Source organism: Pantoea sp. B_9 (assembly GCF_008632015.1).
Classification (GTDB): domain Bacteria; phylum Pseudomonadota; class Gammaproteobacteria; order Enterobacterales; family Enterobacteriaceae; genus Pantoea; species Pantoea dispersa.
On sequence record NZ_VWVL01000002.1, the window covers coordinates 169,105 to 182,608 of the forward strand.

Below are 13,504 nucleotides of genomic sequence, written 5' to 3' on the forward strand. Positions count from 1 at the left end.
TCCCTGCCGCCAGCGGACTTACTGTGCGCGAGCCGCGATAATCGCCTCCGCGACGTTACGCGGTGCTTCGGCGTAGTGGGCAAACTCCATGCTGTACGTGGCGCGGCCCTGCGACATCGAGCGTAGCGTGGTGGCGTAGCCAAACATCTCGGCCAGCGGCACTTCAGCACGGATAATGCGCGCGCCGAAACGCTCGTCCATGCCCTGCAGCGTGCCGCGCCGGGATGACAAATCGCCCATCACGCCGCCGGCATACTCTTCCGGCGTCTCCACTTCCACCTGCATCACCGGTTCAAGTATCACCGGATCGGCCTGCTTCGCTGCCGCTTTGAAGCCAAAGATCGCCGCCATGCGGAACGCCATCTCGGACGAGTCAACGTCGTGATAAGAGCCAAACGTCAGCGTGGCTTTGATGTCGACCACCGGATAACCGGCCAGCACGCCGCTGTTGAGCGCTTCACGAATGCCCTTCTCCACCGAAGGGATGAATTCGCGCGGCACCACGCCGCCTTTGGTCGCGTCTTCAAAGGCGAAACCGCTTCCGGCCGCCTGCGGCTCGAGCGTCAGCACCACGTGACCATACTGGCCCTTGCCGCCCGACTGACGCACAAATTTCCCTTCCACCTCGCGCACCGTTTTGCGGATGGTTTCGCGGTAGGTTACCTGCGGCCGGCCAATATTGGCTTCCACGCCAAACTCGCGTTTCAGACGATCGACGATGATCTCCAGATGCAGTTCACCCATGCCGGAGATGATGGTCTGACCGGACTCCTCATCGGTATGCAGCCGGAACGACGGATCCTCTGCCGCCAGCCGCTGCAGCGCCAGCACCATTTTTTCCTGATCGCCTTTGGTCTTTGGCTCAATCGACAGCGAAATCACCGGATCGGGAAATTCCATGCGCTCCAGCGTGATCACCGCATTAGGATCGCACAGCGTTTCGCCGGTGGTGACCTCTTTCAGCCCGACGCAGGCGGCAATATCGCCGGCGCGGATTTCATCGATCTCGATGCGGTCGTTAGCCTGCATCTGCACGATGCGGCCGATGCGCTCTTTACGCCCTTTCACCGCGTTCCACACGCTGTCACCCTTGCGCAGCACGCCAGAATAGACGCGCACAAAGGTCAGCTGACCGACGTAAGGATCGCTCATCAGCTTGAACGCCAGCGCCGAGAAAGGTTCCTCATCGTCAGCATGGCGTTCGTCGTGTTCGCCGCGCTCGTTGATGCCGGCGACCGGCGGCACATCGAGCGGTGAAGGCATCAGTTCGATGACCGCATCGAGCATGCGCTGCACCCCTTTGTTTTTAAACGCGCTGCCGCACAGCATCGGCTGGATTTCGCCCGCCAGCGTGCGCTGCCGCAGCCCGGCAATCACCTCGTCTTCACTGAGATCGCCCTGCTCCAGATAGCGATCCATCAGCGCTTCGCTGGCTTCTGCCGCTGCTGCCACCATGTTTTCCCGCCACTCCGCCGCCTGCGCCTGCAGCGCGTCCGGAATCGGCGCATAGCTAAAGCTCATGCCCTGGCTGGCGTCGTCCCAGTAGATGGCGCGCATTTTGTTGAGATCGATGACCCCGCTGAACTGCTCTTCAGCGCCGATGGGAATGACAATCGGCACCGGATGCGCCTGCAGGCGATCTTTCATCATCTGCACCACGCGGAAAAAGTCCGCGCCCTGGCGGTCCATCTTGTTGACGAACGCAATGCGCGGCACGTGGTATTTATTCGCCTGCCGCCAGACGGTTTCTGACTGCGGCTGAACGCCACCGACCGCGTCGTACACCATCACGGCACCATCCAGCACGCGCATTGAGCGCTCCACTTCAATGGTGAAGTCAACGTGTCCGGGAGTATCAATGATGTTGATACGGTGCGGCGTAAAACTGCCGTCCATGCCCGGCCAGTAGCAGCTGACCGCCGCCGAGGTGATGGTAATGCCGCGCTCCTGCTCCTGCGCCATCCAGTCGGTGGTTGCCGCGCCATCGTGCACTTCACCCAGCTTGTGGCTCATTCCGGTGTAAAACAGGATGCGCTCAGTGGTGGTGGTTTTACCGGCATCGATGTGCGCGGAGATGCCGATGTTGCGATAACGTTCGATGGGGAGGGGTCGGGGCATGATGCGTCCTTAGTCTGTTGACGAAAAAAACCGGCAGGCACCATTGCCCGCCGCTGTGCCCCAGCATAAACCCATTGTACGAATGAATACGAACAGTTTGAGCTTTTTTTGCTCATCGCTGAGATTGTCACGGTTTTCCGCATTTGCGGTGTGGCGCAGTGACGCGCAGCGCTTTAAGGTAAGGCTTTCATGCTTAACGGGAAAACAGTCCATGCGTATTCTGATTGTGGGAGCCGGTGCCACCGGCGGGTACTTTGGCGCGCGCCTGGCGCAGGCCAGCCGTGATGTGACCTTTCTGGTGCGCGAGCGCCGCCAGCAGCAGCTGCAACAGACCGGACTGGTGCTGCAAACGCCGGAAGGCAGCACGGTGCTGCAACCGCAGCTGGCGCTGGCCTCGACGCTGACCGGTGATTACGATCTGATTATCCTGACGGTGAAAAGCTTTGCGCTGGAACAGGCGATGGAAGACATCGCCCCGGCGGTTGGGCCGCAGACGCTGATCATGCCGATCCTCAATGGTATGCGTCACATTGATACGCTGCGCGCACGTTTCGGTGACAAGGTGATTGGCGGGCTGTGTAAGATTCACGCCACGCTGGGCGAGCACGGCGAAGTGATGCAGCTGTCGCCGCTGCACATGCTTTACTACGGCGCGCTGGACGGCAACAACGATGCCCGTCTGGCGCGCGTGGATGCCGCGCTGCGTGACGCGCAGTTTGACAGCGTGTTCGCCGATAACATTATCAGTGAGCTGTGGGAGAAGTGGCTGCTGCTGAGCACGCTGGGTGCGGTGTGTTGTGTGGCGCGCGGCAATACGCAGCACATCCTGCGTTCAGCCGGTGGTGAAGCGCTGTTACAGGGCATTTTCGCCGAGGTGCTGGCGGTGATCACCGCCGATGGCTACCAACAGCGTCCAGCCGTGACGGCGAAGATTTATGAGACGCTGAACAATCCTGATGCGGCGATGACCTCATCCATGTACCGCGATTTAACCCAGGGCTATGATATCGAAGCCGATCAGATCATCGGCGATTTGCTGGTGCGCGGCGCACGCCATGCGGTGGCGACGCCGTTGCTGAACGCGGTGTATGTGAATTTGCAGGTATATTTGCAGACGCGGTGATCAGTCCGGTGCGTGGCGTGCCTGGTGCGCATGAATGCGCATCCTGTTATTTGTGCGACAGGTCATTGCGGCACCAGCCAGTCGCACAAACCGTAGCGGCGCGATTTATCGCGCAATGTGCATTTCCGCACCGCGGCCGGTTGCGCAATAAATTGCGCCGCTACGGATAGTGCAAAATATTATTTTACTCAATCACATATGCTTTTGGTGACGGCTTAACCCAACCGCGACTGCACGCCGGGCAGCTGCATCAGGCGCTGCCAGGCTGCTTCGACCGCGTCGGGTACATCAACGTGACCGAAGAACCCCTTGCCGTTCGGGCCGTAGCCGCTGGCGTCGTCACGCAGGCGCTGCACCTCGCCCATCAGCAGCGACAGAAAACGCTCCACTGACCACAACCCCTGCGGCGGCGCGCCAACGATGCGCAGCATGCCCGCATCCATCATCACCTGCGGCACAAACACCGGCCAGCTGATGAATTCCGGCGCATGCTCACGATCGCGCCACTGCCAGCGGAAGGTTTCCCAGCTGCGGCGCTGCATCAACGGATCCTGCACCAGCAGCACGCGCTGCGGCTGCCACTGCTGCTCATCCAGCAGGCGCTGGCTTAAGGCGGCGTTTTCGCCACAGTTGCGCGAGGCGGTTTCCAGCAGCAGCTGATCGTCAGGCAGCTCAGCGAACACACGCGCCATCTCGCCCAGCAGCTGTGCTTCGCCCTTGCCGGCGGTGTCGATCTGGCGATAGAGCGGATGGCTGGCAATCATCGCGGCCAGCAGCGCGGTTGAGTGACCGATGCCGCCGCTGATCAGCAACGGCAGCTGATATTTCTTCGCCAGCGCAATCACCGCTTCGACGTTTGGCAGCACCGCATGTCCGGCAAGTATGGCTAAATCGACCTCCAGCGTACCGTCCTTTGGCAGCTGATCGAGTGCCAGCCAGGCGGCAATGGTGTTGATATCCTGAATTTGATGGTCATTGAGCTGCATCACTTTCTCCTTGCGTTATCACTGGCAGTGTAACGCCTTAATACCGCGACGGCAGGGAAAAATTTGCTACACTCGCCGCATTCTCATCAGGAGGGATCAATGACAGCGCGTTCCGTAACGCTTGACGATGTCGCCCGGCTGGCTGGCGTCTCCTATCAAACGGTTTCCCGGGTGCTGAACCATTCGGCGCAGGTGTCACCCCGCACCCGCGCGCGGGTGGAAGCCGCGATGCAGCAGCTCAGCTACGTGCCAAACCGGGTCGCGCAGCAGCTGGCCGGTAAGGCCACGCGCACGCTCGGTCTGGCGACCAGCGATCTGGCGCTAATGGCGCCAGCGCAGATTGCTTCTGCGATTCAGCAGCGCGCGGCGGCGCAGGGCTATCATCTGGTGATCGCCATGGCCAATGCCACCAGCCACGCGCAGGACACGGTGCATGAACTGCTGGCGCAGCGCGTCGATGCTCTGCTGATCAACCTGCCGCTGGATGCCGCGCAGGCGGCGCAGATTCAGCAGCAGTGCGGCAGCAAACCGACGCTGTTTATGGATGTGGAGCGCAGCGCGGCCGTGGCGCAGTGTCAGTATCAGAGCACCAGCGGTGCGCAGCAGGCGGTGGATCATCTGGTGGCGCTCGGCCACCGGCAGATTGGCGTGCTGAACGGGCCTGCCAGCTCCGCGTCAGCCCGGGCGCGATTTAGCGCCTGGCAACAGGCGCTGGCGCGTCATCAGCTGGTGCCGGACTGCGTACTGAGCGGCGACTGGAGCGCGGCGTCCGGCTATCAGGCGCTACTGACACTGCTGCCCGACCAGCTGCCGCAGGCGCTGCTGGTGGCTAACGATCAAATGGCGCTGGGCGCGATGCGCGCGCTGCATCAGCATGGCGTACGAATTCCGGCGGAGATGTCGATCATCGGTTACGACGATACGGCTGAGAGCGCGTGGTATCAGCCACCGCTGACCACAGTGCGCCAGGATTTACAGCAGTTAGGCACGGTGAGCGTCGATCGTCTGCTGGCGCAGCTGGAGGGAGAGATGCCGGACAGTCAGCCGCTGGAGACCGAACTGGTCCTGCGCGCCACCACGGCGCCGCCGTTGCAGCAGCAGGTGGATGTGGCGGAGATTGCGCAGCAGTTACAGCAGCTGGCGCGGGCATTAAAAAGGTCGCCGTAAAGGGCGACCCTGGAACAAAACGCGGCTATCGAGCCCGTGAAGCTTACTGCCCTTTTGGTTCGCCCATCGCTTTGAGCTTTTTCGACAGCTCGCGACGCTCTTTCGACAGATCGGCGTTTTTGATGATGTACTCGTCTACGCGATCTTCATAATCCACGCGCATGCTGGCGATGATTTCCTGAATCGCTTCCACGCTCATACCAGGTTTGATGTACTCGCTCAGGTTGTCCAGCAGCAACACACGTTTCTGGTTATCACGGATTTTCTTTTCGTTGTCCGTAATTTCGCGCTGCAGTTTGTTTTTACGACGAAACATACGCACAAACTCCAGTACGTCCTGAAATGATTGCTTGGCATTTTCCATGTTGGCACCTTTCTTGTGGCCTGCCGCGGCAGGCAAAATAGTCATAAACCGGGAAGACATTTAGCTTAGCGGCTTATAAGCCGGGTTCGCAATTTTCACCGCTAAATTCGGACTGGCACTTATCTTAGCGCAAAGAAAGGGCAATTCGCACTAAGTCATTGCCTGAGAAAACTATTTGCGCAGCGCCAGACGCACCAGGTCTGTCATGCGCTCCAGCTGACGCGCCTGCTCCAGACTCAGCCAGACGTAACCGTAAATCGCGGTGGTCTCCAGCCGCGCGCTGCCGTTGGCGATCAGCGCTTCCAGCTCCTGGGTAATGGCTTCCAGCTCGTGGCTGTTGGCAATCACCTGTTCGGTCTCGCCTTTCACCATCAGCGCCGCCAGCGCGTTCAGGGTGTTCTCGGTCATCTGCTGCGTGCGGCGTAGCGTCGGCGCGTTAAGTAAAATCAGATGGCTTTCGCGCGATGCCCACCAGGCTTCAATCTGCATCTGCATGGTGTTAACCATATTACGGTTAATGGTCTGAATGGCTTCAAACACCGATTTAGGGATGCGCGTCTCTTTGCTCGCCGGCTCCAGCAGCGCGCGCATTTTGATCACGCTGGTGAGCAGCTTCTGGAAGCGCGGATTGAGGCGCGGCTTCTCCACCAGATTGGCAGAAAAGCCAGCGTGATGAATCTTCGCCATGTTGATAAAGGCGTCCGACAGCTGAATGCGCCAGTGAGTATAGGCGCGCTGCGCCCAGATGGCACTGAACAGCAAGGCCATCAGTGAGCCGAGAATCACATCGCCGCCGCGCCACAGCGCCACGGTGAAATCGCCGGCCGGCGCGCCGACCACCACGCCGAGCGTGATGCCGATCAGCAGTGCCATATACGGGTGTTTGCCCAGCGTCAGATAGCCGCAGACGATCATCACGATAAAGCACCACACCAGCATCAGCGGCAGTGACAGCAGCTCCAGCTTCAGCGCGATCAGCCCTGATATCAGCCCGGCAAAGGTACCGCTGATACGCTGCACCACGCGCGGCAAAACATTGCCCCAGGTGGAGATCGGTCCCATCACCACCACCAGCGTAATCAGCGGCCAGGTGCCTTCCGGAATATCGGTCAGACGGACAAACAGAAAGCACAGCACAAAGGCGATAGCGATGCGTACGCCGTGCACGGCGCGGTAGTGGCGGTAAAACCAGAACTCAATCGGAGAGATGGGCTTGTCAGCGCGTAACATGGTGGTCCGGATGCGATAAAAATTTGCGCGCTATGTTACCCTGGCACAGCACGAACATTGAGGGGCTGGCGCAACTTTTTGCGCAATAATACAACTGCGCTACATCTTGTTTTCTCAGTGCACACAAGGATGTAACGCAGCGGTTGCTTATTGCCCGACGGCTTACAGTTTCTGTTTCACGTAATCGCTGATGCGCGTGATGATGCCTGCTTCATCGACCGACTGCAGCGCGTACAGCGGATAGCTGGCCAGCTGCTTGTCTTTATCCAGCACCTGAATTTCGCCCACCTGCTCGCCGGCTTTGAGTGGCGCTTCGAGGTCTTTACGATTGATCACATACTTCGCCATCACGTTCGACACTTCGCTGCGCGGCAGTGACAGATAGATATCTTCGGTGGTACCGACGTCCACTTTGTGCGGGTTGCCGTACCAGACGTTTTCGCTGCCGATCTTTTTCCCGGCGTGGAACAGCTGCACGGTGTCGAAGTTGTTCTGTCCCCACACCAGCAGTTTACGCGCCTGCTCTTCACGTCCCTTTGAACTTTTCCCGCCCATGATCACCGCAATCAGACGATGGCGACCGACGATGTTCGAGGCGACGATGTTAAACCCGGCGCTCTCGGTGTGGCCGGTTTTCATGCCGTCAACGTGCAGATTCTGGTCCCACAGCAGGCCGTTACGGTTGTTCTGGGTAATGCCGTTGAAGCTGAGGGTTTTCTCGCTATACATGGCGTAGAAATCCTGCTCACCGTTGATGATGGCGCGCGACAGCACCGCCAGATCGCGCGCGGTGGTGTGCTGCCCCGGCGCATCAAGACCGTGCACGGTTTCGAAGTGGGTGTGCGTCAGGCCGAGCTTTTGCACGTAGCTGTTCATCATGTTGACGAAGCTCTCCTGACTGCCGGCCACATAGTCGGCCAGCGCCACGCAGGCGTCGTTGCCAGAATCAATGATCACGCCGCGCATCAGGTCGCGCACGGTGACTTTATCGCCCGGCTTAAGAAACATCAACGACGAGCCTTTAAACACCGGATTGCCGGCGGCCCACGCGTCTTTACCCACCGTGACCACATCGTCGCGGGTGATTTTCTTCTGATCGACCGCGCGGTCGACGACATAACCGGTCATCAGTTTGGTCAGGCTGGCCGGGTTGCGCTCCGCATCCGGGTTGCCTGCGGTGAGGATCTGCCCGGTGGTGGCGTCCATCAGCACCCAGGACGCGGCATCAATGGCCGGCGGCGTCAGGGGAAACGGCATGCTGTCATCCGCGTGCGCCAGCGATGCCCAAACAATCATTCCAGATACAGTTACCAACAGACGCCTTTTCAACACTTCTTCCTCAACATCAAATAAATGAATTTACCGCCGCACGTTTTACGGCAAATAGCGCTTTGATATCTGAATAAATTGAAAAAAAGTATGAACTGCGGACAAATGCTGCGCGCCCGCTCGCAGCGATGGCGATCGAGGTTGTGCTGTACCGGGCTGACGACTATTCTGTGCGTTGATTTTCCATAGCCAGGATAACGCCGTGCCCGCCTCTGAGTTCACTTTTCTGTTCCACGATTATGAAACCTTCGGCAAAAGCCCGTCGCTGGATCGTCCGGCGCAATTTGCAGGCCTGCGCACCGACAAAGCCTTTAACGCCGTAGGCGAACCGCAGGTGTTTTACTGCCAGCTCGCGGACGATTACCTGCCGCAGCCGGAAGCGGTAATGATCACCGGTATCACGCCGCAGGTGGCCAACGCGCGCGGCGTGCCGGAAGTGGAGTTTGCTCAGCGCATTCACGCGCTGTTCAGCGAACCGCAGACCTGTGTGATCGGTTACAACAACGTGCGCTTCGATGACGAAGTGACGCGCAATATCTTCTACCGCAACTTTATCGACCCGTATGGCTGGAGCTGGCAGAACGGCAATTCGCGCTGGGATCTGCTCGACGTGATGCGCGCCTGTTATGCGCTGCGCCCGGAAGGCATCGTCTGGCCGGAGAACGACGACGGTTTTCCGAGCTTTAAGCTGGAGCATCTCACCCAGGCTAACGGCGTGGCACACGAACAGGCGCACGATGCGATGTCCGATGTGTACGCCACGCTGGCGATGGCAAAGCTGGTACAGGAGAAGCAGCCGAAGCTGTTTGAGTTTCTGTTTACCCATCGCAACAAGCAGAAACTGATGACGCTGATTGATATTCCGCAGATGAAGCCGCTGGCGCACGTTTCCGGCATGTTCGGCGCGGCGCGCGGTAATACCAGCTGGATTGTGCCGCTGGCGTGGCATCCGGATAACAAAAACGCGCTGATCGTGGCCGATCTGGCCGGCGACATGACGCCGCTGCTGACGCTGTCGCCGGATGAGTTGCGCGAGCGGCTGTATACGCGACACAGCGATCTGGGCGATTTGCCGGCGGTGCCGATCAAGCTGGTGCACATCAATAAGTGCCCGGTGCTGGCCCCGGCCAATACCTTGCGCCCGGAAGATGCCGAACGACTGGGTATCGATCGTCAGCACTGTCTGGCGAATCTGGCCCTGCTGCGCCAGCATGCCGAGGTGCGGGAAAATGTGGTGACGCTGTTTGCTGAAGCGGAGCCGTTCACGCCATCGGAGGATGTCGATGCGCAGCTGTATGACGGCTTCTTCAGCGACGCCGATCGCGCCGGCATGAACATCCTGCGCCAGACGCCGCCGCAGAACCTGCCTGCGCTGGATTTGACCTTTGAGGATAAGCGTATCGCGAAGCTGCTGTTCCGCTATCGCGCCCGCAACTTCCCCGGCACGCTGGATGATAAAGAGCAGCAGCGCTGGCTGCAGCACCGCCGCGAGCAGCTTAATGCTGAGCGGGTACAGGCGTTTTTGCTGGAGCTGGAGTCGCTGGCCAGTTTGCATGAGGGCGATGCAGAGAAGATGGCGCAGCTGAAAGCGCTGTATTTGTATGCGCAGGAGCTGGTGTCGTAGCAGGGTTTCGTGCGGGCTGATGCCCTCACCCCGGCCCTCTCCCACGGGGAGAGGGAGAAGTATAGTGCGTTTTGGTGCCCTCACCCCGGCCCTCTCCCACGGGGAGAGGGGGAAGTATAGTGCGTTTTGGTGCCCTCACCCCGGTGCTCTCCTGCGCGGAAAGGTATGGTGCGTTCTGGTGCAGCTACAGAGCTGATACCTGACACATGCTCGGGCGGTTCCCTCTCCCGCGGGCGGGAGAGGGTTAGGGTGAGGGAAAAGCCTTACACCTCTTCGCTAAACTGCGGTACCGGATTGCGGAACGTGCGGGTCACAAACGCCAGGTAAACAATACCAATCGCCGCCCACACCAGGCCGAGCACCATCGAGGTCTCTTCCAGGTTGATCCACAGCGCACCCACCGTCAGCGCACCCATAATGGGCAGCACCAGATAGTTGAGGTGGTCTTTCAGCGTCTTGTTACGCTTCTCACGAATCCAGAACTGGGCAATCACCGACAGGTTCACAAAGGTGAACGCCACCAGCGCACCAAAGTTAATCAGCGCCGTTGCGGTGACCAGGTCGAAGTTGATCGCCAGCAGCGCTACCGCACCAACCAGCAGCACGTTCAGCGACGGCGTGCGGAATTTCGGATGCACGAAGCCAAAGAAACGCTGCGGGAACACACCGTCACGGCCCATCACGTACATCAGACGCGAAACGCCGGCGTGTGCCGCCATGCCGCTGGCCAGCACCGTCACCACCGAGAAAATCAGAATGCCGATCTGCAGCGCTTTACCCGCCACGAACAGCATGATTTCCGGCTGTGAAGAGTCCGGATTCTGGAAACGCGAGATATCCGGGAAGTACAGCTGCAGGAAGTACGAGACGCCAATAAAGATCACCCCACCAATCAGCGCGGTCAGGAAAATCGCGCGTGGAATGGTGCGCTCGGCATCTTTGGTCTCTTCCGACAGCGAGCTGATACCGTCAAAGCCAAGGAACGAGAAGCACAGAATGGTCGCACCGGTAATCATCGGCACCACCTGCGCATTTTCAGACCAGAACGGCTTCGTACTGGTCAGCGTACCGGCGCCAATACCGTGTGCCACACCATACACCACCATACCGGTGATCACTGCCATCACCACTACCTGCAGCACCACAATGACGCTGTTGAAGTTGGCCACGGTTTTGATCCCACGCAGGTTGGAGATGGTCATAAACGCCACCAGCAGCACCACGAAAATCCACGACGGAATGCCCGGCACCAGCGACTCAAAGTAGCTTTTCGCCAGCAGGATGTTGATCATCGGCATGAACAGATAGTCCAGCAGTGATGACCAGCCCACCATAAAGCCGACGTGCGGACTGATAGCCTTCTGAGCATAGGTGTAAGCGGAGCCCGCAGATGGGAAGCGGCGTACCAGCTTGCCGTAGCTCACGGCAGTAAACAGTATCGCGATCAGCGCGAAAGCATAAGCGGTGGCGACGTGACCGTCGGTGAGGCCTGACACGATGCCGAAGGTATCAAACAGGGTCATTGGCTGCATATACGCCAGGCCCATCATGACGACCGGGATCAGAGTCAGAGATTTTTTCAGATGTGCACGCTGTGGTGCGGCAGAGGTATTAAGCGACATTGTTCAGGCCCCCTACAGCAACAACTGAGTTCAGTTGTACCACAGGGATACTGCGCAATGTGCTGCAGTGAGAAGTGATATTAGTGTTTGCGATTGTCGCCGCGCCATAATCATCACGGAAGCGAGAACCAGCCTGCGCTGGTGCAATTGTAAACAGTCCCATCTTTGTTCCTCAAATCTCACGCACAAGCGTGTTTCAGTGTCTATCTATCCGGATGCGTGTCCGGCCTCGTTCATGTAGTGAAAGCACCATGCAAAAAAATAACCGACGTAATAAGCGTCGGTTATGTTTTGTCTTTTGCAGGGCGCGTATTTTGCCCCAACTTAGGCCATCGACACAAGATGTTGGATCAATTCTTCTGTCGGTCAGGCGTTCTTTAACATCCAGTCAATTTCCGTGGCGGTGATCAGCCGTTCAAACTCGCGCAGTTCATACTGTTTGCAGCTGTGCCACACGCCGCTGAAACGCTCACCAAGCAGCTTTTGCAGCGGATAGCTGTTTTCAAACTCGTACAGCGCATCGCTCTGGCGAATCGGCAGTTCCAGCCCTTCCGCCTCGTGGCCATTGCCCTTCACCGGATGCGGTAAGGGTAGCTGATTATCCAGACCGTGCAAGATACCGGCAATAATTGCTGACACCACCAGATACGGATTGGCATCGGCACCCGCCACACGGTACTCGACGCGATGGTTTTCTACCTCGCCGCAGGGAATGCGCAGCGCCACCGTGCGGTTATTGTGTCCCCATGACGCCTGCAGCGGCACAAACGCCTCCGGCAGGAAGCGGCGAAACGCGTTGACGTTAGGGGCCAGCAACGCCATTGATGCCGGCATCAGATCGATCATGCCAGCCAGCGCCCGCTTCAGCAGCGGCGAATCGCTGCCATCATCCATCGCAAAGGCATTGTGGTCGGCGGCATCCAGCATACTGATGTGTACGTGCATGCCGCTGCCCGCATACTCCTCATACGGCTTGGCCATAAACGTGGCGGTCATGCCGTGGTTTTCTGCCACCTGACGCACCAGTCGCTTCAGCAGAATGGCGTCGTCGCAGGCTTTGAGGATATCGCGCGTATGGTGCAGGTTGATTTCAAACTGGCCCGGCGAGGCTTCCGCCAGCGCGCCGTCGGCGGGGATATTCTGCAGTTTCGCCAGCGCGTCGATGTCGCGCAGTACGTCGGCGAAATGGTCGAGATTATCCAGCGAATATACCTGACTCTGCATGTTGCGCTCTTCGCTGCCTGGCGCGCACGGCGGCTGAATATAGCCTTCGGCATCGCGCTTTTTGTCCACCAGATAGAACTCCAGCTCTACCGCTACCACCGGAAACAGACCGCGATTGCGCAGCTGTTGCCACAGCCGGTTCAGCACGTTTCGGGGTTCAACGTCAAAGGGAGTGCCATCTTGGTCGCACATGGTCAGCAGCAGCTGGGCGATACGTTGCGGGTCAGAGGCGGAAGGAATTAAGGTCCCGGGGACCGGTATGCAGAGGTTATCAGGTTCGCCGAGCGCCTGTCCGAGGCCGGCTTCCTCGACGGTATTACCGAGAATGTCCATGGCGAAAACCGAGGCCGGAAAATAACACCCTTTTTCCAGCTTAGCTAACGCGGAGACGGGAATGCGTTTACCGCGAAATACCCCGTTGAGATCGTTTAACAGAATATCGACATACTGCGTTTCCGGATGGCGTTCCAGCCAGGTTTTCACCTCCAGCTGGAACGCGCTGGTTCGTTTTTCTTCACTGTGTCGCGTGAAGTCTTCTACTTCCACGAGGTTCGTCATCTTCCCACCCGCCCTATACCGTTTAAGATGGTTTGCACATGCTCAAAATAACAGCCACACCTCTAACATAGCTCTAACGCAAATGGTGTGCAAATGTAACAATTCTGTTTGAAGAACAACCAGACGGTTGCTAGATTGACAATATATTGCACACTTTTT

Annotated in this window: 10 protein-coding genes; 3 read left to right on the top strand and 7 right to left on the bottom strand. The window is 58.6% G+C overall.

Features of this window, described 5'->3' with window-relative positions:
• Positions 1–18: 18 nt before the first annotated feature.
• Positions 19–2,118 carry an elongation factor G gene (gene fusA / locus F3I21_RS07680; RefSeq protein WP_150058639.1) on the bottom strand — a complete coding sequence of 700 codons (2,100 nt, stop codon included), beginning with the start codon at positions 2,116–2,118 and terminating at the stop codon, positions 19–21.
• Between the two features lie 211 nt (positions 2,119–2,329).
• Here fusA and F3I21_RS07685 point away from each other — a divergent pair, with 211 nt between their 5' ends.
• Positions 2,330–3,241, top strand: coding sequence for a ketopantoate reductase family protein (locus tag F3I21_RS07685; RefSeq protein WP_150058640.1), 912 nt, complete (start codon positions 2,330–2,332; stop codon positions 3,239–3,241).
• Between the two features lie 215 nt (positions 3,242–3,456).
• Here the strand turns inward: F3I21_RS07685 and F3I21_RS07690 are convergent, their stop codons facing one another.
• The gene (locus F3I21_RS07690; protein ID WP_058757325.1) at positions 3,457–4,227 is read right to left on the bottom strand and encodes a YdcF family protein; all 771 of its coding nucleotides are present in this window, start codon (positions 4,225–4,227) and stop codon (positions 3,457–3,459) included.
• 99 nt (positions 4,228–4,326) lie between these two features.
• Here F3I21_RS07690 and F3I21_RS07695 point away from each other — a divergent pair, with 99 nt between their 5' ends.
• Positions 4,327–5,394, top strand: coding sequence for a LacI family DNA-binding transcriptional regulator (locus tag F3I21_RS07695; RefSeq protein WP_150058641.1), 1,068 nt, complete (start codon positions 4,327–4,329; stop codon positions 5,392–5,394).
• Positions 5,395–5,437: 43 nt separating this feature from the next.
• Here the strand turns inward: F3I21_RS07695 and tmaR are convergent, their stop codons facing one another.
• The 3 genes from tmaR to dacD form a co-directional block, all read right to left on the bottom strand.
• Positions 5,438–5,758 (bottom strand): PTS system regulator TmaR, encoded by a 321-nt coding sequence (gene tmaR / locus F3I21_RS07700; protein WP_021509369.1) that lies wholly within the window; start codon positions 5,756–5,758, stop codon positions 5,438–5,440.
• 171 nt (positions 5,759–5,929) lie between these two features.
• Complete coding sequence (locus tag F3I21_RS07705; protein ID WP_021509368.1) at positions 5,930–6,988, bottom strand: FUSC family protein; 1,059 nt, start codon at positions 6,986–6,988, stop codon at positions 5,930–5,932.
• A gap of 162 nt (positions 6,989–7,150) precedes the next feature.
• A complete protein-coding gene (gene dacD / locus F3I21_RS07710; protein ID WP_031280074.1) occupies positions 7,151–8,317 on the bottom strand; it encodes a serine-type D-Ala-D-Ala carboxypeptidase DacD in 1,167 nt (388 codons plus the stop codon).
• A 202-nt stretch (positions 8,318–8,519) separates the two neighbouring features.
• Here dacD and sbcB point away from each other — a divergent pair, with 202 nt between their 5' ends.
• Complete coding sequence (sbcB, locus tag F3I21_RS07715) at positions 8,520–9,941, top strand: exodeoxyribonuclease I (RefSeq protein ID WP_150058642.1); 1,422 nt, start codon at positions 8,520–8,522, stop codon at positions 9,939–9,941.
• 263 nt (positions 9,942–10,204) lie between these two features.
• Here the strand turns inward: sbcB and F3I21_RS07720 are convergent, their stop codons facing one another.
• Positions 10,205–11,563 (bottom strand): APC family permease, encoded by a 1,359-nt coding sequence (locus F3I21_RS07720; RefSeq protein WP_058757322.1) that lies wholly within the window; start codon positions 11,561–11,563, stop codon positions 10,205–10,207.
• Between the two features lie 366 nt (positions 11,564–11,929).
• Positions 11,930–13,345 carry a glutamine synthetase family protein gene (locus F3I21_RS07725; protein WP_150058643.1) on the bottom strand — a complete coding sequence of 472 codons (1,416 nt, stop codon included), beginning with the start codon at positions 13,343–13,345 and terminating at the stop codon, positions 11,930–11,932.
• Between the last annotated feature and the right edge of the window lie 159 nt (positions 13,346–13,504).